Genomic DNA, 20,969 nt, shown 5'->3' on the forward strand with positions numbered 1-20,969 from the left:
CCAGAAGGCGGGCTACTGAAGCCGCAACAGTGCTGCGCTGGCCAGCTCTGCCATGCGCGACAAGAAGTCGGTGCCCATCGTGGCATCGAACCGCTGCGGATCGTGCGAGCCCAGCACCAGCAGGCCAAACGCTGGCGTGGCGCTGTCGATGGCACCGGCACGCAGCGGCAGCAGGGCCAGGGACTGGGCGGGCTCGCCGCCTTCCTGCGCCAGCCAGCCTGCAGGCTCGAAGCCCAGGTTGGGGCCGCAGAAGGGCATGGTCAGCGACGAAGCAAACGCCCGCGCGTCTTCGCTGGCGCCCTGTGTGAAGTCGGCGTCGATGTACGGAGCGGCCACTGCCCACACCCGCACGGCCGCCTGGGGCACATCGAACAGGGTGCGCACGCCATCGACCACGGCCTGGGGCAGGTCAAACGGGTCGCGCACCTGCAGCAGGCTCCCGGTCCATTGGTGCACCTTGTGGGCGATGGCGGCGTTTTCGGTGCTGTTGCGCACCATTTCCATGATCCGATGCTCCAGGCCCTTGATCTTCTCGCGCAGCATCTCGGCCTGGCGCTCCTGCAGGCTCACGGCGCGCGCACCGTGCGGGCTGGTGATCTGCACGCTGGCCAGCACCTCGGCATGGCGCTCGAAGAAACCCGGCGTGTTGGTGAGGAACTGGGCGATGTCGTCTTCGGTGATCGGTGGGATGTGGGTAGTCATACGAGCGTGTCGGGAATGTCGATCTGGCCTTCGAACACCGTGGTGGCCGGGCCGGTCATGAAAACGGAATCAGCCTCCTGGCCGCTCCAGGCGATGGTGAGGCGGCCGCCGCGCGTGTCCACCTGCACCTCGGGGTCGAGCAGCCCCAGCCGGATGCCGCTGGCCACGGCCGCGCAGGCGCCGGTGCCGCAGGCCAGCGTCTCGCCCGCGCCGCGCTCGAACACCCGCAGGCGCACATGGGAGCGGTCCACGATCTGCAGGTAGCCCGCGTTCACCCGCTGGGGGAAGCGCGCATGGCGCTCGATCAGCGGCCCGGTCTGCGCGACAGGCGCCGTGTCCACGTTGTCCACCAGTTGCACCGCATGCGGGTTGCCCATGGAGGCCACCGCTACCAAAACAGAAGCGCCCGAGGCATATTCCTCTAGCGCTACCGGCCATTTTTGCCCTGAACCCTGCTGCACGGGCGTAAGACCGGTGGTGTTGAACGGCACCTTGGCGGGGTCGAACTCGGGCCGGCCCATGTCCACCGTGACGCGGCCGTCGCCCGTGAGGCGGGGGGCAATCACACCGCTTTTGGTCTGTACGCGGATGGTGTCCTTGCCCGACAGCCCCCGGTCGTGCACAAAGCGAGCAAAACAGCGCGCACCGTTGCCGCACTGCTCCACCTCGCCGCCATCGGCGTTGTGGATCACGTATTCAAAGTCAATGCCCTCCCCCGGCGAGGGGCGCACGGTGAGGATCTGATCGGCGCCGACGCCGAAATGGCGGTCGGCCAGGAAGCGGTATTGGGCGGCGCTGAGCCCCAGGCGGCCCTGGGTTTCGTCGAGCACCACAAAATCGTTGCCCGCGCCCTGCATTTTGGTGAAGCGAATCTTCATGGGACGGGATTATGGCCCCGCCCCTGCGCCAAACCGCGCAGGGGCTTACGCTTGGCAGCTTCTCTCGATTCCACCGGCTTTTCAGGAACCTCGCATGACCGATCTTTCCGCTTTTGCCATCACCCGCAAGTGGCCCGCCCGACACCCGGACCGCATCCAGCTGTATTCACTGCCCACGCCCAACGGCGTGAAGGTGTCGATTGCGCTGGAAGAACTGGGCCTGCCCTACGAGCCCCACCTGGTGAGCTTTGAGACCAACGACCAGACCACGCCCGAATTCCTCTCGCTCAACCCCAACAACAAGATCCCGGCCATCCTGGACCCGAACGGGCCGGACGGCCAGCCGCTGGCACTGTTCGAGTCTGGCGCCATCCTGGTGTACCTGGCCAGCAAGACGGGCCAGCTGCTGCCGCAGGACACCGCCGGGCGCTACGAAACCCTGCAGTGGGTGATGTGGCAGATGGGCGGTGTGGGCCCCATGTTTGGCCAGCTCGGGTTCTTCCACAAGTTTGCAGGCAAGGACTACGAAGACAAGCGCCCGCGCGACCGGTATGTCGCTGAATCGAAGCGCCTGCTCAAGGTGCTGGACGAGCGCTTGGCGGGCCGCCAGTGGGTGATGGGCGACCAGTACACCATCGCCGACATCGCCATCCTGCCGTGGGTGCGCAACCTGGTGGGCTTTTACGGCGCGGGTGACCTGGTCGAGTTTGACCAGTTCAAGGAGGTGCAGCGCGTGCTCGCAGCCTTCGTGGCGCGTCCGGCGGTGGCCCGGGGGCTGGCGATTCCGGCGCGCGGCTGACGGCTAGGGCGCCGGGTTTCTCATCCGCCCTTGATCTTGATCATGCCGCGCAGCCCGGCACCCGGGCGCCACGCACCTACCATGGGCCTCCTCAAAAAAACAGGGAGCACCCCATGGGATTGACCGTTAATGTTCTTCAGGATCTGGACCTGCACGACCTCCAGGCCGCCGCCCGCGCGGCGCTGCAGGAAACCAACGCCATCGCGCTGATCGAGTTGCTGGAAATGCTGTGGAGCTGCGATGTGGAGGGCGCCAACGCCGTCATCGACGCCGTGCTGCAGCGCCTGCAGCAACTGCGCGCGCTGCGCTGACGGCGGGCCTGCAAGGCAGGCCTGCTCAGCCCAGACGCTCCTGTAAGAAATCCAGAAAACACGCGATACGTGCCGCCAGTTGCGTGTTGCGGTAGTACACCGCACTGATGGGCTGGCGCACCTCCACCGTGTCCTTGACCAGCACCTGCACCAGGTCGCCGCGCGCGCGGTCAGCGGCCGTCATGAAGTCCGACAGGCACACGATGCCCACCCCTTGCAGCGCTAGATGGCGCAGTGTCTCGCCGCTCGATGCGGTGAGGCCGGGCACGATGGGCCAGGCGTCTCCATGCGCGCCGCGCAGCGGCCACTGGTTGAGCGACTCGGGCTGGTTGAAGCCCAGCAGCGTGTGCCGGGCCAGGTCGGCCACACTTTTGGGCTTGCCCGTGCGCGCCAGGTAGTCGGGGCTGGCCAGCACCCGCAAGCGGCTGGTGCACAGCGGGCGCGCATGCAGGGTGGAATCCGGTAGCTGCCCGATGCGAATGGCCACGTCCGTGCGCCGCTCCAGCAGGTCGATGTATGTCTCGTCCGTGTCCAGCTGCAGCGTGATCTGTGGATAGGCCTTGCGAAACGCAGGCACCAGGGGCACCACGGCGTGCAGCATGAAGGGCGTGGCCGCATTCACCCGCAGGCGGCCGGCGGGCTGCTGGCGGCGCGCGGCAATGTGCTCCTCGGCGTCGTCGATCGAGGCCAGGATGGCGCGCGTGCGCTGCAAAAAGGCCCGGCCCTCCTCCGTCAGCTCGGTGCGGCGTGTGGTGCGGCGCAGCAGCGTGGTGTCCAGCTTTTTCTCCAGCCGCGCCAGCGCCCGGCTGATGCCCGAGACGGTTTGGCCCAGCGTGTCGGCTGCGGCCGTGATCGAACCGCCGTCCACCACCGCCACAAAGGCCTGCAGTTCTTCCAGCGTGGTTTTCATGGGTTCTCCTGCCGCGATATTGTTGACTTTAAATCAATTATCAATGGCGCTTAGCGATCTTTTTCAGCAAGACTGAAACACCCACACTCCACAGCCCGAAAGCCTGAAACCTGGAGTGTTCCCATGCCCATTGCCTTGCTCGCGCTGACGCTCAGCGCATTCGCCATCGGCACGACCGAGTTCGTGATCGTGGGCCTGCTGCCCACCGTGGCGGCAGACCTTTCCATAAGCATCCCCTCGGCGGGCCTGCTGGTCAGCCTGTACGCCCTGGGGGTCGCCATTGGTGCCCCGGTGCTCACCGCACTCACCGGCAAGCTGCCGCGCAAGGCGCTGCTGCTGGCGCTGATGGCACTGTTCACTGTAGGCAACCTGCTGGCCTGGCAGGCGCCCCGCTACGAGACCCTGGTCGCGGCGCGCATCCTGACCGGGCTGGCGCATGGCGTGTTCTTCTCGATCGGCTCCACCATCGCCACCGGCCTGGTGCCGCGCGAAAAGGCCGCGAGCGCGATTGCCATCATGTTCACCGGCCTCACGGTGGCCCTGGTCACCGGTGTGCCGCTGGGCACGTTCATCGGCCAGCATTTCGGCTGGCGTGAGACCTTTCTGGCCGTGTCGGTCCTGGGGGTGGTGGCCTTCATCGGCAGTGCGGTCTTTGTACCCCGCCACATCGCCCACACGCCCCCCGCTTCGCTGGCGCAACAAGCCCAGGTGCTGGTCGAGCCCCGCCTGCTGCTGGTGTACGCCAAGACGGCCATTGGCTACGGCGGCACCTTCATTCCGTTCACCTTTCTCGCGTCCATCCTCACCGACATCTCGGGCTTCAGCGCCAGTGCCGTGGGCTGGGTGATGCTGGTCTACGGCGTGTCCGTGGCCGTGGGCAACCTCTGGGGCGGCAAACTGGCCGACCGGCTGGGGCCCATCCCGGCACTGCGCATCATCTTTGCGCTGCTGGCGGCCGTGCTGCTGGTGCTGCAATTCACGGCTCCCCATCCCTGGCTGGCAGTGGGCACCGTGCTGCTGTGGGGCGCTGTGGCGTTCGGCAATGTGCCGGGGTTGCAGGTGTACGTGGTCAAACAGGCCGAGCGCTTCACCCCGCAGGCGGTGGACGTGGCCTCGGGCCTGAACATCGCAGCGTTCAACCTGGGTATCGCCGGCGCCGCGTGGGCCGGAGGCCTGATCGTGACGCACCTGGGCCTGCAGCACACGCCGTGGATCGGTGCGCTGGTGGTGCTGGTGTCGCTGGCCCTCACGCACTGGAGCGGTGTGCTGGACCGGCGCAGCGGCATCCCCGTGAGCGCCAGCGGCCCTGTGCCCGTGGGGCACTGACCGTGCCGTGCCCCTCACGCAAAGGGGCACGCGCCATGGGCTACCCGCTGCAGCCTGTGCGCTGGCAGGAGTGCACGGAGTCCAGCGCGCCTCGATAATGGGCTGATGCCCCGCTCCAGCCAACAACTCCACCCCCACCGCGAACCCGTCGCCACCCGCCCCGCCGCCACCGTGCTGCTGCTGCGCGATGTCCCTGACGGCGGCGGGCTCGAAGTCCTCATGACCCGGCGCTCGGCCACAGCCAGCTTTGCGCCCGGCGCCTATGTCTTCCCCGGCGGAGGCATTGATGCGCTGGATGCCGCCCCCGCCACCCACGCCGCTGCGGACCGCCGCCCTACCCAGAGCGACCTGCATCTCACCCAGGCGATTGCAGCCATCCGCGAGAGTTTTGAAGAACTGGGCGTGCTGCTGGCGCGCCATGCCGAGGGCCCCCGCCAGGGGCAGATGGCCGATGCGCAGGACATTGCCACCATCGACCGCCACCAGCCCTTTGCTGCGCAGTGCACCGCACGCGGACTGCGCCTGGCGGCCGATGGGGTGTACCTGCTGGCACACTGGACGGCCGACCGCGACCTGGCACGCCGCTTTGAAGTGCCTTTTCTGGTGGCCCGTATGCCCGATGGCCAGGAGCCCGTGGCCGACGAGGCCGAGCAGTTCGAGCCCGTGTGGGTGCGCCCGGCCGATGCGCTGGCGCGGCACGAGGCGGGGCAGTTCTTCATGATCTTCCCGACCATCCGCACGCTGCAGCGCCTGGCCCAATTTGCCAGCACCCAGGCGGTGCTGGACGCCGTGGCGCACGAGCAGCCCCTGTGGGTCAGCTGCCCGCGCGCCGGCCTGCTGGCAGGCAAGGAAGCGCGCTACATGGAGGACGACATGCCGTTTGGCGAGCTGGCGCTGGTCTGCCCCGACGGGCAGATCGTGCACCCACTGGACTGGCAGACTGAGCGCCCCGTGCCGCTGCTGCGCAACGTGATGCGCCTGACCGCCCCCAACCCCGGCGTGATGACCGGCCCTGGCACCAACAGCTATCTGGTGGGCGACCCGGCCACGGGCTTCATCGCCATCGACCCTGGCCCGGCCGACGCCGAGCACCTGGACAAGCTCTGGCGTGCAGCGGGGGGCGACATCCGCATGATTGTGTGCACCCACTCGCACGCCGACCATTCTCCCGGCGCGGCGCCGCTGCAGGCGATGTGTGTGCAGGCCGGCAAGGCGCGCCCGCCCGTTCTGGGCCTGCCGTCGGCCCCCACGGCCCGCGCGGCCAGCCAGTTCACCCCCGACCGGGCGCTACAAAATAATGAGCTGCTTGTGCTTGAGGGACTAGCACCTGAAGGCAAAATCACCCATACCCTGCAGGTGATCCACACCCCAGGCCATGCGGCCAACCACCTGTGCCTGCTGCTGGTGGAAGACGCGCTGCTGTTCAGTGGTGACCACATCCTGAACGGCAGCACCACCGTGATCGACCCGCCGGACGGCAACATGGCCGACTACCTGGATTCGCTGGACCGGCTGGATGCGGCGTGCACCGAGCACAGCGTGGAGTTCATCCTGCCCGCGCATGGCTACGTGCTGGGGGGCCCGGTCCTCGGTGCCCGCAATGCCATCGCCAAGCTCAGGGCCCACCGCCTGGCGCGCGAGGCCAAGGTACTGGCCGCCATGCAGGCGCTGCCCCAGGGCAGCATGGACGACTGGGTGCGCCACGCCTATGACGACGTACCGCAGCGCATGTGGCCCGTGGCCCAGCGCTCGCTGCTGGCGCATGTGGAGCGCATTCGCTCTCTGCAGCCCGGCAATGACTGAACCACAAGAACACCAAGACCGCCTTCATTCAATGACCGACAAGAACCCTGACTCCACCCACATCCGCCTGGCCAAACGCGTGGCCGAACAGCTGAGCTGCTCGCGCAGCACGGCCGAGCAATTCATCGAGGGCGGCTTTGTGAGCGTGGACGGCCAGATCGAGGAAGCCCCCGGCGCGCGCGTGCGCCCCGATCAGACCGTGGCGGTCGCACCCGATGCCAGCCTGCTGGAGCTGACCCCAGTGACCTTGCTGCTGCACAAGCCCGCAGGGTTTGAAGCCGGCCTGGGCCTGCCGGGCGCACCCACAGGGCAGGCAGCCCACGCCAGCCGCAGCCAGGGTGCGCAGCAGGCGCTCACGCTGCTCAGCGCGGCGTCCCACCTGCCGGAAGACGCGTCGGGCATCCGCGTGCTGCAGCGCCACTTCAAGCAGCTCGAATGCTTCCCCCCCCTGCCCACCGAGGCCAGCGGCCTAGTGGTGTACACGCAGGACAAACGCATCGCGCGCAAGCTGGCCGAAGACATCGAGGTGCTGGAGCAGGAATGCATCGTCGAGGTCAAGGGCGACATCGCCCCCAACGGCCTGCAGCGCCTGTGCCATGGCCTCACGTTCAACGGCCGCCCCCTGCCCCCCATCAAGGTGAGCTGGCAGAACGAGACCAAGCTGCGCTTTGCACTCAAGGGCATCCGCCCCGGCCAAATCCCGGCCATGTGCGAGGCGGTGGGCCTGACGGTGGTGGGCATCAAGCGCATCCGCATCGGCCGCGTGCCGCTGGCCAAGGTGCCCGAGGGGCAATGGCGCTACCTGCAGCCGTGGGAGAAGTTCTAAGAATCTGCTCTAAGCGCTTACGGGCCCAGCGGCGCACTGCCGATGCGCAAGGGACAGGTGACGCACATATGCTCCTGAAAACATAGCTATCAGCGCTTTTACAACAAGCGCTTCAGGCCTTTTCCATTTGAATTCCCTCGATCCACACCGCTGCTACACTGCGCAGCACTCTGGAGGGAGTTCATGAACACAAACCAATCGTCAGGCGGCGCTGCGGGGCCGATGTCCACCTTCATGCCGATGAACATCGATGCCCACCCGCTCGAGTTCACAGGCAACGGTGGCGAGTATTTCCGGGTCTGGATCGTCAACGTGCTGCTGTCCATCGTCACGCTGGGCATCTACACCCCCTGGGCACGCCGCCGCACCGCCCAGTATTTCTACAGCCACACGCTGGTGGCCGGCAGCCCCCTCGAATTCACCGCGCAGCAGCGCAAGATGGTGATGGGCTTTGTGCTGCTGATGCTGCTGACCATTGCCTACAACCTGGCCGCCAACACCGGGCAGGACACGGCCGTGGGCCTGTTCCTGCTGGCGGGCGCAGCGCTGGCGCCCTTCATCTGGGCCAGCGCCATGCGGTTCCGCCTGGGGGCCACACGCTGGCGCGGGCTGCGACTGCAGTTCACGGCGAGCTGGAAAGAGGTCTACCTCGCCAGCTGGCCCGTGTTTGCGCTGGCGCTGGTGTGGTTTGGGGTGTTCTATGGCCTGCAGCTGCTGTCGCCCGACCTCGCCCAGGCGCTGGAGACCATCGAGGAAGAAGGCAAGAAGCAACCCATGCCCTCGTTCACCCCCGCCATGGGCGGCCTGGTGCTGCTGGGCCTGGTGCTGTCGGTGCTGTGCGTGATCCGCATGGAGTACAACTTCAAGAGCCTGCTGGTGCTCAAGGCCCAGGTCGGCGCCGAAAAAGGCCGCTGGAAGCCCGTGTACATGGACTTCGTCAAGGTGTGGATGGCCACCGTGGCCGTTTTCATTCTGTGCGTGGTGGGCTTCTCGGCACTGATCGGCATCCTGGCGGGCAGTTCCATCGCCCTGGTGGCCAGCCAGAGCAATCGGCTGGGCCTGTGGATGTTTGTGGTGATCATCGTGTCCATCATCGCCGGCATCTTCATGCTGATCCTGGCGTCGGCCCCCGCACGCGCGTACCGCGAGGCGCGCATGTTCCAGCTGATGTGGAACAACATCGGCGTGAGCCATGTGGCCCGTTTCAAGTGCCACCTGAAAAGCGGCCAGTACGTGTGGCTGCGCATCAAGAACATGCTGCTCACCCTGCTGACGCTGGGGCTGTACCGCCCGTTTGCGCGGGTGAGTGAGTACCGTATGAAGTGCGAGTCCGTCACCCTGCACGTCAAGGGTGGCGTGGAGCAGGTGACCGGCGCCATGGTGCGCCAGCAGCAGGGTGGCCTGGGCGATGCGCTGGCGGATGCCGCTGGCCTCGACCTCATCGGTTGACCATGTCGACGCCCGAGCACCCTGCCCTGGTCCCCGGGCGCTGGTTTGACGGCCAGAGCAGCAAGGCCCGTCCGGTGGTGGTGAGCCTGCGGCCCACGCCACAAGGCCCATCGCTGGTGCTGCATCCGCTTTCGCAGCCAGGTGCTGAACCGGTGGTTTTTACCTGGAAGCAGGTGGGCTGGCCGGAGGCCTGGAACGAGCGCAAGCCGCAGCCCCGCGTGGTCGTCGATCTGCGCGACCATGGCAGCGTGGAGATCGACGCAGTGACCGAGTGGCGCGCGGCCCTGGCCGCTGCGGGCGAGCGCCCCGGCATCGCACAACGCATGCAGACCCGCTGGCCCGTGCTGCTGGGCGTGACGGCCGCCGCCGTCATCGGCCTCACGCTGTTTTACCGCTACGGCACACCCTGGGCCGCCACGCAACTCACGCGGTTTGTGCCCCTGGGCTGGGAAACCAGTGTGGCGGAGAACGTGCTCAAACAGATGGATGAAGGCACGCTCAAGCCCAGCAAGCTCCCTAAGGAGCGGCAGCAGCAACTCCAGGCACGTTTCAACACGTTGGTGCAACAGGCGCCCGCCACACTGCACCGCTACGCACAATACAACCCGCCCCTGTCGCTGGAGTTCCGCTCGGGCATGGGCGCCAACGCTTTTGCCCTGCCCGGTGGCAAGATCGTGATGACCGACGGCATCGTGAAAGCCGCCGCCGACAATGGCCTGCCCGACGACGCCTTGGTGGGCGTGCTGGCCCACGAGATCGGCCATGTCGTGCACCGCCACACCACCCGCTTGGTGGTGGAGCAAGGCGTGCTCAACGTCGGCCTGGGCTTGGCACTGGGAGATGTGTCAGCGATCGTCTCCACCGGTGCCTCGGTGATGACGGGCTTGGCCTACAGCCGCAGCCACGAGCGCGAGGCCGACTGCTACGCCATCGCCCTCATGCGCCATACCGCGCTGTCCACGGCGCCCATGGGCAAGCTGCTGCTGGCCATTGCGCGGGCCGAGGAAAAGGAAGAGGACAAGGGCAGCGACAAGGACAAAAAAGCGGCCGACGACAACCCAGCCGATGCTGCCCACGCCCCAACGCCCCAATCCGCCGCCAGCGCACCCGACGCCACACGCAAACGCAAGCTGGGCCAGGAGGCCGAATCCCACCCGGTCTGGTCGCTGCTCAGCAGCCACCCCGAGACGATGAAGCGCGCCACCGAGCTGGAGCAGGGGCATGCGCCACACTGCGCCAAAAGCTGAATGAATAGTTGGAAGCGGCGCCCAGGGCTGGCACCGCACCCGCGTGCCAGCGCGGGACAAAAAATAAAGTGTGAAGCACGCCGATAAGCCGGATTCTGTGCACCACGGTTGCCCGCAGTGTGACCGCCATTAATCTGGGCCGGGTGTCGCCACCACGGCTCGGTGCTACCTACCCGCCAGCTCTGCGGAACCACATCAACGCTGGCCTACTTGGTATTGCTGCGCGTAGAGATTGCCCGTTTCACCCCCGGTGGTTTGCCTTGCGGCACTCCCCCGGGACTCGTCTCTGTTGCTCTGATCCTCACCTCACGGTGGGCAGCCGTTAGCTGCTACGCTGTCCTGTGCAGTCCGGACGTTCCTCCAGTGCCTGGTTTCCCAGATTGCACCAGCGGCGGTCTGGCGTGCTTCACGGGCGTGATTATCGCCCAGCACCCGATGCCCGCTCCCAATCCAGCCCAAACCGCGCCAGGTACTTGCGCAGCCGGTCTGCGTCATTGACCACGGTGCGCTGCGTACGCGAGGCCTGGAACAGCACGCGCCCTGCATCCGACAAGGTGCGCGACTGCCGGCAGACCTGCAGCACAGCGGCCAATTGCAACTGGTCGAAGAGGTCCATGGACTCCACCACCTCGTCACCCAGCAAAGCCTCGAGTTCATCGCGCCCTACCGCACCTGCGACGGGAGCCAGGCCATGGCGCGCGTCGCTTGCGGGCTGCCACAGCCAGCGCAGGCGGGCGATCTCGGCCTCCACCAGCGGCAGACCGATGCGTCCGCTATCTGCCAGGGTAGCCAGGCGCGTCACGCTGGCCGACAGGTCGCGGAAGTTGCCCGTCCACAGCGCTTCGGGCGACTGGGCGTAGCGCAGGTAGGCGGCGCGCGCCTCGTTGGAAAAGCGCACGCTGCGGCCCAGCTCTTCGCCCGCTCGCTGCAGCAGGTGGTCCACATTGGGCTCAATGTCCTCGGGCCGCTGGGCCAGGCCGGGCAGCACATAGCTCCACAGGTTGATGCGGGCAAACAGGTCTTCACGAAAGCGCCCAGCCGCCACCTCGGTGCGCAGGTCGCGGTTGGTGCCGGCCACCAGTTGAAAGTCACTCTCCACCTCGCGGTCGCTGCCCAGGGGGTAGAAGCGCTTTTCTTCCACGGCCTTGAGCAGCATGGCTTGCTCGTCTGCGCCCAGCTCGCCGATCTCGTCGAGGAACAGCACGCCCTTGTGCGCCGTGCGCAGCAGGCCCGCGCGGTCGGCCGCCGCGCCGGTGAACGAACCCTTCTTGTGGCCGAACAGCGTGGACGCCGCACCGTCACCATGCAGCGTGGCGCAGTTCACCTCCACAAATTCGCCTATGACCTGGTGGCGCGCCTTCTTCAATTCGTACATGCGCCGCGCCAGATGCGACTTGCCCGCGCCCGTGGGCCCGGTGAACAGAATGGGCGCGCGCGAGCGCACTGCCACGCGCTCCACCTCGTCAATCAGCGCATTGAAACGCGCGTTGCGCGTGGCAATGCCGCTCTTCAAAAACTGCACGGCGTCGCGCTGCTCGGCGCCAAAGCGCTGCGCGATCACGTCGTAGCGCGACAGGTCCAGGTCGATCAGGGTGTAGCTGCCCGGGTCGCCAAGGCGCTGGCGCTTGGGGGGCGAGGTTTGCACCAGCACACCCGGAATGCGGCGCGACTCCACCAGCAAAAACAGGCAGATCTGCGCGACATGCGTGCCGGTGGTGATGTGCGTCCAGTATTCCTCGCGCTCGGTGTCAAAGCGGTAGACCTGCGTCCAGTCGTACAGCTGGGCATAGACCTCACCAAAGTCCCAGGGGTCGGCAACGGGCAGCGGCACCAGGTTGACCGTGGTTTCGGGCGAGGCGGTGGCCATGTCCGTGCACACCTGGTGGGCCAGCTCGCGGTGCGGCGGGGTGTAGAGCAGTTCCAGCCGCTCGATCACCACGTCTTCGTGCTGCACCAGGGACACGGTGGGGCGCCATTTCTCCCACCGGCCAGCGCCCTTGCCAGAGTCCAGCTGGGTGCCCAGGAAGCCGATGACCACCTTGTTTTTGCGCATATTTTCTTATCTATTTAACTAGCTTTCATTCTAATTATCTTGGCATCTAAACACCCAATCAATTTCGCCGAAAGGAAAACACCCCATACAAATCAACAACTTGAACGCATTAACGCCCTGCATTGCAAGCTGGCATGCATCTGGCAATAGAAGATGCATCCAGCGCAAGCGGTGACCGCTCACAGGTCGGGGTTAGGACCAACGTTCGCCCCACCGGTGCCGGGCATCCGGGGCCTTCGGGTTCTGTTGACGTTCTGCATGCCGCACATCGCAAACGCTGGGTAACGACGGCACGGTCGTGGTGACCACTCCGAAAGGAACTGCCTGGTTCGACTCCAGGCGTGCCACCACTGGTAGCTCAGTCTGGTAGAGCCCCGCCGAAAGGCGGTTGTCGCAGGTTCGATTCCTGCCCACGGTCGCAAGACCTTGATTGGAAGTACCGGTCGAAAGACCACCCGCCGAACGCGGGGAGAAGCCCCCAGGTTGCGCTGCAACCGCAAGGGATTCACCCCGTCAGCCGGTGGCGGTTTGTGCCAGCACCCGGCACAGCCCGCGCCCGCAGCCAGCCGCGCTGCCGCCCTTCCCGCTGGGGATGGGGGCAGCCACCACGGCGCACTGCACGGCCCAGGCTGCGCCCCCTGGCACCCCGCCATCGCTGTAACGGCAACCCGATATGTGACGAGTGACGACAACGAAGAAGAAAGAAAGAGGAAAAAGAGATGCTGATGAAGATGTTCCAACGCGCCACCGTGAAGAACAACGAACGCGCCCTGCTGCTGCGCAATGGCAGCTTTGACCGCGTGCTGCACAGCGGCACCTACTGGCTGTTTGCGGGCACCGACGCGCTGCGCGTGGAGACCTTCGCCCTCGAACAACCCGCCTTCACCCACGGCCTGGCCGAGTACCTGATGGCGCAAGAGCCTGCCGTGGTGGCGGCCGAGTTTGTGCAGGTGAGCCTGTCGGAAACCGAAGTGGGCCTGCGCAGTGAAAACGGTGTGCTGGTCGAGATCCTGCCCCCTGGCACCCGCCGTCTCTATTGGAAAGGCTTGGTGGATGTGAGCGTGCAAGTGGTGGACTTGCAAGCAGGCGCTGAACTGCCCGCCGCACTGGTGGCGCGATTGACGCAAACCCAGCTGCGCCAGCGCAGCGTGACCGGATTGGCCGGTGTGCTGCAGGTGCAAGTGCCCGAGGGCCAGTGCGGCCTGCTGACGGTGGACGGCAAGGTGGTACGCCTGCTGACCACGGGCACCTACGCCTTCTGGAAGTATGGCCGCACCGTGGCCGTGGAGATGGTGGATTTGCGCCTGCAAGCCGTGGAGGTATCGGGCCAGGACATCATGACCCGCGACAAGGTGAGCCTGCGCCTGAACCTGTGCGCCACCTACCGCTACACCGATGTGCTGCGCGCCTTTGCCCAGTTGCAAAAGCCTGCCGACTACCTGTACCGCGAACTGCAGTTTGCGCTGCGCGCCGCCGTGGGCACCCGCACGCTCGATGAGCTGCTGGAGAACAAGACGGTGATCGACGAGGTGGTGACCGCACACATGGCCCCCAAGCTGTTGCCCTATGGCATGCAACTGGAGAGCGTGGGCGTGAAGGACATCGTGCTGCCCGGCGAGATGAAAACCATCTTGACCCAGGTGGTGCAAGCACAGAAGCAGGCCGAGGCCAACGTGATCCGCCGCCGCGAAGAAACCGCCGCCACGCGCTCGCTGCTCAACACTGCCAAGGTGATGGAGGACAACCCCGTCGCCCTGCGCATGAAGGAGCTGGAGACGCTGGAGCGCGTGGCCGAGCGCATCGACAAGATCTCGGTGTTTGGCGGCCTGGACCAGGTGCTGAATGGCCTGGTGAAGATGCGCTGAGCCACGGGTGAAAAGGATATGGGCGCGCTGGCATAGAAGGGAGCGCCACTGCCAAAAATGTTGTTATTGCCGGCAGCTCGGGTAACACCGAGTACAGCGGGAGAGTCGGTGAACGGGCAAGGTTGAGGATGCAGGTGCTGGCTCCGATGACGGGTCTGCCACTGGCGCGCGTTTCCAACCGTTCACCGGGCCAGTGGATTCAAGCACCCTGGTCGCTGTATTGATGCGGGTTCGAATCCCGTCGCGTCCACCAGACAAAGCAGAAAAGAGAACTGCCATGAAAAAGAAGAAAACCGAAGCCAACGCAGTATTGGAATACACGCCAAGCAATGCGCTGGAAGCCGCGACACAAGCGGCCTACAAAGCGTTTGCGCATTACCAAGCACCGGATCACCTGCTGGACGTGTGTACCGCCTGCTGCATGAATGCCGAGCTGGAGCGCGAGATGCGACACCTTCCTCTGCGCCAACTGACCCAGAGGCATTTCTACGAGTACAACGATTCAGCCAAGAGCCAGGTGCAGCCCGCGGATGAAATCAAATACTTGGCCCCACGGCTGCTGGAACTGCTGGCCGAAGGTGCCCGGCTACACCACTCCACCGAGCTGTACCTGGACCGGCTGGGGCGATGTGAGCCCGGTTCGTTTTCAGCGACAGAGCAGGCTGCGCTGCAGGGCTTTGCGCTGGCGTACTTTGCGCAAGGGTTGGAGCAATGGCCTGCAGCCAGCGATTCGCTCTTCCAGGGCGATAACGCCTTCTCCATCCTGCTCATGTGGGCCTATGCCCGCGTGCCGCTGGAGCCCCTGCTGCAACACTGGCTGGAATGCGAAAGCGACGCATCGACCCTGAACTTTGTGGACGCGTGCTATTGGGACTATGTGTGGAATGCCAACCAGATGGGCAATGCGTTTGCCACGGATGAGGTCGAATACAAACACACCATGGAGGAATGGCTGAACAGGCCAGCCACCAAAGCGCGTTGGACAGAAAAGCTCATGCGGCTGGTGGATGCGGGCCCTGCCAGTTCCTGGTTGCCAGCGGGGGCCGTGGACCACCATTGCTACCCGCTCCCGGAGCGGATCACCGCGGTCTTTGACGCAATGGCTGCATGACGAACATCGCCACAAAAAAGAAATACAACGAAGAAACAACGAGAAAAGAACCATGAACTACGAACAACTCGAAATCCCGAACGGCGTGCCCGTGAAGATGTGGACGAACGGCGTGCCCGTGGAAGAAGACGCCAAGAACCAGCTGCGCAACATTGCGCGCCTGCCCATCGTATTCAAGCACGTGGCGGTGATGCCCGACGTGCATCTGGGGATCGGCGCGACCATCGGCTCGGTGGTGCCCACCCTCAAGGCCATCATCCCCGCTGCGGTGGGGGTGGACCTGGGGTGCGGAATGATGGCGTGCAAGACCACGCTGACTGCGAGCGACCTGCCCGATAACCTGTCTGGCATTCGCGCCGCCATTGAGCGCGCCGTGCCCGTGGGCCTGACGCCCAAGCACTTTGGCCACGACAAGGGGAGTTGGGATACGCCACCCGCTGAAACCGATCGCGCCTGGGCGGGGCTGGTGGATGAGTTCAAGGAAATCTGTGAAGCGCACCCGCGCATCGAGAAGACCAACAACTACAAGCACCTGGGAACGCTCGGAACGGGGAACCACTTCATCGAGATCTGCCTGGACGAACACCAGAGCGTTTGGGTGATGCTGCACTCCGGTTCGCGCGGAGTGGGGAACGCCATCGGCACCCACTTCATCGAGCTGGCCAAGAAGGACGCCGAGATGAACCAGCGCAACCTGCCCGATAAAGACCTGGCGTACTTTGAAGAAGGCGCGCAGTACTTTGGCGACTACGTGAAGGCCGTGGGGTGGGCACAAAAGTTTGCCGCCGCCAACCGCGAGGTGATGATGGGCCGCGTGATTTCCGCGCTACGCAAGGTGATCACCAAGCCATTCGAGACGCACATTGAGGCGGTGAACTGCCACCACAACTACGTGCAGCGCGAGACGCACTTCGGGCAAGACGTGTTCGTGACCCGCAAGGGCGCGGTGAGTGCCGAGCAAGGCAAGCTGGGGATCATCCCGGGAAGCATGGGGGCCAAGAGCTTCATCGTGCGCGGAAAGGGCAACCCAGAGAGCTTCAACAGCTGCAGCCACGGCGCAGGGCGAACCATGAGCCGCACCAAAGCCAAGAAGCTGTTCACCGTGGAAGACCAGATCAAGGCGACCGAAGGCGTGGAATGCCGAAAGGATGCGGATGTGATCGACGAGATTCCGATGGCCTACAAGGACATCGACGCGGTGATGGCGGCGCAGCAAGACCTGGTGGAGGTGGTGTACACGCTCAAGCAGGTGGTGTGTGTGAAGGGGTGACACCCTTTGTAACTATCAATTTGATAGCTGCTTGCGCTTTTCCATTGGGCGCAGCAGCTGCTTTTTATGCACAAAAATAATCTGGAGAAAATCACTTCTGCACCCCTCGTTCTCGACGGCTCTACCGGCGAAGGCGGCGGGCAAATCCTGCGCACGGGCCTGGCGCTGGCGATGGTCACCGGCCGGCCGCTGCACATCACGCGCGTCCGCGCCGGGCGGCCCAAGCCAGGACTGATGCGGCAGCACTTGGCCTGCGTGCAGGCGGCGGTGGCCGTGTGCGGCGGGCAGGCCGAGGGCGCGGAGCTGAACTCGCAGACGCTGGTGTTCACGCCCGGCGAAGTGCGATCGGGCGACTACCGTTTTCAGATCGCCACCGCAGGCAGCTGCCTGCTGGTGCTGCAGACGGTGCTGCCCGCGCTGATGCTGGCCGACGGGCCGAGCAAGGTCGAACTGGCGGGCGGCACGCACAACCCGATGGCGCCGCCGTTTGATTTTCTGGAGCGCGCCTTTGCGCCGCTCGTGCGGCGGCTGGGTGTGGGGCTGGAGCTGCAACTGCAGCGGCGGGGCTTTTACCCCGCCGGGGGCGGCGAGCTGGTGGCGCACATCACGCCCGCCCCATCCACCCGACCTCTGTCACCGGTGGATGTGCTGGAGCGCGGCCCGTTGCACAACGGCTGGGGCGAGGCTCTGGCACCCGGCCTGGCGCGCCACATTGCCACGCGGGAGCTGGAGGCGCTGGGCCAGCGCATGGGCTGGACTTTTGAGGGCGGACAATTGCGCCAGCCGCCCACGCGCCAGAACGAAGGGCCGGGCAATGCGCTGATCGCCACGCTGGAGTATGCGCAGGTAACCGAGGTGTTCTACCAGTTGGGCGAGCGCAGCCTGTCGGCCGAGCAGGTTGCCAAGCGGCTGATGGACGAAGTGCGCGCCTACCAGCGCAGCACCGGCGCGCTGGGCCCGCACCTGGCGGACCAGTGGATGCTGCCGCTGGCCCTGGCGGTGTGGCGCAGCGGGCAGGCCGCCAGCTACACCTGCAGCGAGGTGACGCAGCACACGGCCACCAACGCGCAGACCATTGCGATAGGCCTGCCGGTGCGGGTGCAGATCACGCCCGCAGCGGGCGCCATGCGCTTGGAGGTATCACCCCTGCCGTGACAGGCGCTGCAGCGGCCGCCCCATACCCTGGCTATATCCATATGGCCAGAGCCGTAGAACAAGTGGTTCAGAATGCGCGTCACAGACCTTCCACTTTGTGTCCAACCCAACGCTTCACAGGAGACGCCATGAAAGTTGACAACATTCTGCAAACCATCGGCAAAACGCCCCACGTGCGCATCAACCGCCTGTTTGGCCCTGGCGCCAACGTGTGGGTGAAGTCGGAGCGCAGCAACCCTGGCGGCTCCATCAAGGACCGCATTGCGCTGGCGATGGTGGAAGACGCGGAAAAGTCTGGCGCGCTCAAACCCGGCGGCACCATCATCGAGCCCACCAGCGGCAACACCGGCATCGGCCTGGCGCTGGTGGCGGCTGTCAAGGGCTACAAGCTGATTCTGGTGATGCCCGACAGCATGAGCATCGAGCGCCGCCGCCTGATGCTGGCCTATGGCGCACAGTTTGACCTGACGCCGCGCGAAAAGGGCATGAAGGGCGCGATTGCCCGTGCCCAAGAGCTGCAGGCGCAGACACCCGGCGCGTGGATTCCGCAGCAGTTCGAGAACCCCGCCAATATCGACATCCATGTGCGCACCACGGCGCAAGAGATCCTGGCCGACTTCCCTGACGGGCTGGACGCCATCATCACCGGCGTGGGCACCGGCGGCCACCTGACGGGTACTGCGCGCGTGCTCAAGGCGAAATTTCCGCAGCTCAAGGTGTTTGCGGTGGAGCCCACGGCCTCGCCCGTCATCTCGGGCGGCGCGCCCTCGCCCCACCCCATCCAGGGCATTGGCGCGGGCTTCATCCCCAAGAATCTGGACACCAGTGTGCTCGACGGCGTGATCCAGGTCGATGCCGAGCCCGCCCGCGAATACGCCCGCCGCTCTGCGCGCGAAGAGGGCCTGCTGGTCGGCATCTCGTCCGGCGCCACCTTGGCCGCCATTGCCCAGAAGCTGCCCGAGCTGCCCGCAGGCGCCAAGGTGCTGGGCTTCAACTACGACACTGGCGAGCGCTACCTGTCGGTGGAAGGCTTCCTGCCGGCCTGATGGCCTCCCACGCGCACCGCGCTGACACCAGGGCCCTTCGGGGCCCTTTTTTTTGGGCTGCGCAGCACAAGGCTACGGCCAGCCGTCCTACAGCGGCAACGCGCTCGGGCCAGAACAATCAAGGCTCGCACCGGCCCACCTTTGCGGTGGCTTCGCCGGAGCCCCTTCCAACGATTGCAACTGCCCATGGCCCCGAACTCCGCGACAGACTCTCAGCCTATTGCGTTCAAGGTGCTCACCGTGAACGTGCACAAGGGCTTCACCACCTTCAACCGGCGCTTCATGCTGCATGAGCTGCGCGAGGCCGTGCGCGACGTGGCGGCGGACCTGGTGTTCTTGCAGGAAGTGCTGGGCACGCACCACCGGCACGCCAGCCGTCTGGCCAACTTTCCCCAGGTGCCGCACTACGAGTTTCTGGCCGACACCATCTGGTCGCAGTACGCCTACGGGCGCAATGCGGTGTACGACAACGGCCACCATGGCAATGCGCTGTTGTCCAAGTTTCCCATCACGCACTACGAAAACCACGACATCTCGGTGAGCGGGCCCGAACGGCGCGGCATGCTGCACTGTGTGCTGCAGCCGCCTGGGCACCATCTGCCCGTGCATGCCGTGTGCGTGCACCTGGGCCTGCAAGAGTCGCACCGGCAGCACCAGCTGCGCCGCGTGTGCGATCTGGTCAACAGCTTTCCCGCCAATGAGGCTGTGGTGCTGGCTGGGGATTTCAATGACTGGCGCCACCGCGCACACGACTTCCTGCACCGCGATGCGGGCTTGCAGGAAGTGTTTGTGCAGGCCTTTGGCCGGGCGGTGCGCACGTTTCCGGCCGCCATGCCGCTGCTGGCGCTCGACCGCATTTATGTGCGCAACGCCACCGTGCACTCGCCGCTGGCGCTGCCCAAGAAGCCTTGGGACAAGCTCTCGGACCATGCGCCCCTGGCTGCGGAGATCCTGCTATGAAACGCCCTGCCTTCAGCACGCCCCGCGCCCTGCGCGCGCCCCGGTCCTCGCGATGGGTGCCCGGCAACCATTTCGAGTTGCTGGAAAACGGCGAGGAGTTCTTTCCCCGCGTGTTCCAGGCCATTGCTGAAGCCCGGCGCGAGGTGATGCTGGAGACCTTCATCCTGTTCGAGGACAAGATCGGCCAGCAGCTGCACGCGGTGCTGCTGGCGGCCGCCCAACGGGGTGTGGAGGTTCACGTGCTGGTGGACGGCTTTGGCTCGCCCGACCTGTCGGACCGGTTTGTCGGCAGCCTGGTGGAGGCGGGCGTGCACTTTCGCATCTTTGACCCCGGCCGCCGCTTCCTGGGCCAGCGGCTGAATATGTTGCGCCGCATGCACCGCAAGATCGTGGTGGTGGACGGGCACCTGGGGTTCATCGGCGGCATCAACTACTCGGCCGACCATGTGGCCGACTTTGGCCCCGAGGCCAAGCAGGACTACGCCGTGCAGGTGCGCGGCCCCATCGTGGCGCAGATGCACCACTTCACCCGCGAGGCGGTGCTCAGCCGCCAGGAGCGCAAGCGCCATCAGGCCGCCGGCATCACCGGGCGCCCGCACGCGGGCACGGCGCACGCGATGTTTGTGACACGCGACAACCAGCAGCACACCAACGACATCGAGCGCCACTACCGCGTGGCCCTGCGCGCAGCGCGCAGCCGGGTCGTGATTGCGAATGCCTACTTCTTCCCCGGCTACCGCTTCATCCGCGAGATGCGGCGCGCCGCAAAACGGGGGGTGGATGTGCGCATCATTCTGCAAGGCCAGCCCGACATGCCCATCGTCAAGACGGCCGCCAGCCTGCTGTACGACCACCTGCAGCGCGCAGGGGTGCGGGTGTACGAATACTGCGACCGCCCTTTGCACGGCAAGGTGGCGCTGGTGGACGAGGACTGGTCCACCGTGGGCTCCAGCAACCTCGACCCGCTGAGCCTGTCGCTGAACCTGGAGGCCAATGTGATCATCCAGGACCGCGCCTTCAACGCCCACCTGCACCGGCGCCTGTCGCACCTGATGGAGCACAGCTGCAAGCAGGTGGAAGCCACCGCGCCCAGCCGCTGGAACGGCCTGCGCCTGCTGCGCAGCTATGCGGTGTTCCATCTGCTGCGCTGGTTCCCCGCCTGGGCGGGCTGGCTGCCCCGGCACGAGCCCCACATTACGCTCGCCAACCCGGGTGCCGCAGCGCCCGCAGGCAGCCCCGCCACCTGAACTGGCGGGCA

18 protein-coding genes, 1 tRNA gene and 1 other RNA gene are annotated in these 20,969 nt (G+C 65.8%); 15 read left to right on the plus strand and 5 right to left on the minus strand.

Features of this window, described 5'->3' with window-relative positions; all coding sequences use genetic code 11:
* Nucleotides 1-12: 12 nt before the first annotated feature.
* Together DNK89_RS19120 and dapF are read right to left on the minus strand one after the other, a co-directional pair.
* Complete coding sequence (locus DNK89_RS19120; RefSeq protein ID WP_015012535.1) at nucleotides 13-702, minus strand: DUF484 family protein; 690 nt, start codon at nucleotides 700-702, stop codon at nucleotides 13-15.
* Nucleotides 699-1,580 carry a diaminopimelate epimerase gene (gene dapF / locus DNK89_RS19125; RefSeq protein ID WP_110961399.1) on the minus strand — a complete coding sequence of 294 codons (882 nt, stop codon included), beginning with the start codon at nucleotides 1,578-1,580 and terminating at the stop codon, nucleotides 699-701. The genes DNK89_RS19120 and dapF overlap by 4 nt, the downstream gene beginning before the upstream one ends.
* Nucleotides 1,581-1,674: 94 nt before the next feature.
* Between dapF and DNK89_RS19130 the strand changes: the two genes are divergently transcribed.
* Together DNK89_RS19130 and DNK89_RS19135 are read left to right on the plus strand one after the other, a co-directional pair.
* Nucleotides 1,675-2,379, plus strand: coding sequence for a glutathione S-transferase N-terminal domain-containing protein (locus tag DNK89_RS19130; protein WP_110961400.1), 705 nt, complete (start codon nucleotides 1,675-1,677; stop codon nucleotides 2,377-2,379).
* A 113-nt stretch (nucleotides 2,380-2,492) separates the two neighbouring features.
* Nucleotides 2,493-2,690, plus strand: a complete 198-nt coding sequence (locus DNK89_RS19135) for a hypothetical protein (RefSeq protein WP_110961401.1) — start codon at nucleotides 2,493-2,495, stop codon at nucleotides 2,688-2,690.
* 25 nt (nucleotides 2,691-2,715) lie between these two features.
* On the opposite strand, the gene DNK89_RS19140 is transcribed toward DNK89_RS19135, so the two are convergent.
* Nucleotides 2,716-3,600 (minus strand): LysR family transcriptional regulator, encoded by an 885-nt coding sequence (locus DNK89_RS19140; protein ID WP_110961402.1) that lies wholly within the window; start codon nucleotides 3,598-3,600, stop codon nucleotides 2,716-2,718.
* 123 nt (nucleotides 3,601-3,723) lie between these two features.
* On the opposite strand from DNK89_RS19140, the gene DNK89_RS19145 reads away from it, so the two are divergent.
* The 5 genes from DNK89_RS19145 (at nucleotide 3,724) to DNK89_RS19165 (ending at nucleotide 10,251) form a co-directional block, all read left to right on the plus strand.
* Nucleotides 3,724-4,926: an MFS transporter gene (locus DNK89_RS19145; protein WP_110961403.1), complete on the plus strand. Its 1,203-nt coding sequence runs from the start codon at nucleotides 3,724-3,726 to the stop codon at nucleotides 4,924-4,926.
* Nucleotides 4,927-5,031: 105 nt separating this feature from the next.
* Complete coding sequence (locus tag DNK89_RS19150; RefSeq protein ID WP_110961404.1) at nucleotides 5,032-6,729, plus strand: MBL fold metallo-hydrolase; 1,698 nt, start codon at nucleotides 5,032-5,034, stop codon at nucleotides 6,727-6,729.
* Between the two features lie 31 nt (nucleotides 6,730-6,760).
* Nucleotides 6,761-7,555, plus strand: coding sequence for an rRNA pseudouridine synthase (locus DNK89_RS19155; RefSeq protein ID WP_110961405.1), 795 nt, complete (start codon nucleotides 6,761-6,763; stop codon nucleotides 7,553-7,555).
* A 183-nt stretch (nucleotides 7,556-7,738) separates the two neighbouring features.
* On the plus strand, nucleotides 7,739-9,004 hold the full coding sequence (locus tag DNK89_RS19160; protein WP_238990875.1) for a YjgN family protein: 1,266 nt from the start codon (nucleotides 7,739-7,741) through the stop codon (nucleotides 9,002-9,004).
* Nucleotides 9,005-9,006: 2 nt separating this feature from the next.
* The gene (locus DNK89_RS19165; protein ID WP_110961407.1) at nucleotides 9,007-10,251 is read left to right on the plus strand and encodes a M48 family metallopeptidase; all 1,245 of its coding nucleotides are present in this window, start codon (nucleotides 9,007-9,009) and stop codon (nucleotides 10,249-10,251) included.
* 68 nt (nucleotides 10,252-10,319) lie between these two features.
* On the opposite strand, the gene rnpB is transcribed toward DNK89_RS19165, so the two are convergent.
* Together rnpB and rtcR are read right to left on the minus strand one after the other, a co-directional pair.
* An RNA gene (rnpB, locus tag DNK89_RS19170) (RNase P RNA component class A) lies at nucleotides 10,320-10,659 on the minus strand.
* A gap of 10 nt (nucleotides 10,660-10,669) precedes the next feature.
* Nucleotides 10,670-12,304, minus strand: a complete 1,635-nt coding sequence (gene rtcR / locus DNK89_RS19175) for an RNA repair transcriptional activator RtcR (RefSeq protein WP_110961408.1) — start codon at nucleotides 12,302-12,304, stop codon at nucleotides 10,670-10,672.
* Nucleotides 12,305-12,650: 346 nt separating this feature from the next.
* On the opposite strand from rtcR, the gene DNK89_RS19180 reads away from it, so the two are divergent.
* The 8 genes from DNK89_RS19180 to clsB all read left to right on the plus strand — a co-directional run bounded on the left by DNK89_RS19180 (nucleotide 12,651) and on the right by clsB (nucleotide 20,958).
* Nucleotides 12,651-12,723, plus strand: a tRNA-OTHER gene (locus DNK89_RS19180).
* Between the two features lie 306 nt (nucleotides 12,724-13,029).
* Entirely contained in the window at nucleotides 13,030-14,169 is a 1,140-nt protein-coding gene (locus DNK89_RS19185) for a slipin family protein (protein ID WP_110961701.1), read from the plus strand.
* A gap of 277 nt (nucleotides 14,170-14,446) precedes the next feature.
* A complete protein-coding gene (locus tag DNK89_RS19190; RefSeq protein WP_110961409.1) occupies nucleotides 14,447-15,280 on the plus strand; it encodes a hypothetical protein in 834 nt (277 codons plus the stop codon).
* Nucleotides 15,281-15,332: 52 nt separating this feature from the next.
* Nucleotides 15,333-16,550: an RtcB family protein gene (locus DNK89_RS19195; RefSeq protein WP_110961410.1), complete on the plus strand. Its 1,218-nt coding sequence runs from the start codon at nucleotides 15,333-15,335 to the stop codon at nucleotides 16,548-16,550.
* A 66-nt stretch (nucleotides 16,551-16,616) separates the two neighbouring features.
* A complete protein-coding gene (rtcA, locus tag DNK89_RS19200; protein ID WP_110961411.1) occupies nucleotides 16,617-17,705 on the plus strand; it encodes an RNA 3'-terminal phosphate cyclase in 1,089 nt (362 codons plus the stop codon).
* Between the two features lie 128 nt (nucleotides 17,706-17,833).
* On the plus strand, nucleotides 17,834-18,751 hold the full coding sequence (gene cysK, locus DNK89_RS19205; RefSeq protein WP_110961412.1) for a cysteine synthase A: 918 nt from the start codon (nucleotides 17,834-17,836) through the stop codon (nucleotides 18,749-18,751).
* 186 nt (nucleotides 18,752-18,937) lie between these two features.
* The gene (locus DNK89_RS19210; protein ID WP_110961413.1) at nucleotides 18,938-19,711 is read left to right on the plus strand and encodes an endonuclease/exonuclease/phosphatase family protein; all 774 of its coding nucleotides are present in this window, start codon (nucleotides 18,938-18,940) and stop codon (nucleotides 19,709-19,711) included.
* Nucleotides 19,708-20,958, plus strand: a complete 1,251-nt coding sequence (gene clsB / locus DNK89_RS19215; protein ID WP_110961414.1) for a cardiolipin synthase ClsB — start codon at nucleotides 19,708-19,710, stop codon at nucleotides 20,956-20,958. Before DNK89_RS19210 ends, clsB begins: the two co-directional genes overlap by 4 nt.
* Nucleotides 20,959-20,969 lie beyond the last annotated feature (11 nt).

The sequence above is a fragment of the Acidovorax sp. ST3 genome (genome assembly GCF_003231145.1).
GTDB lineage: Bacteria > Pseudomonadota > Gammaproteobacteria > Burkholderiales > Burkholderiaceae_C > Acidovorax.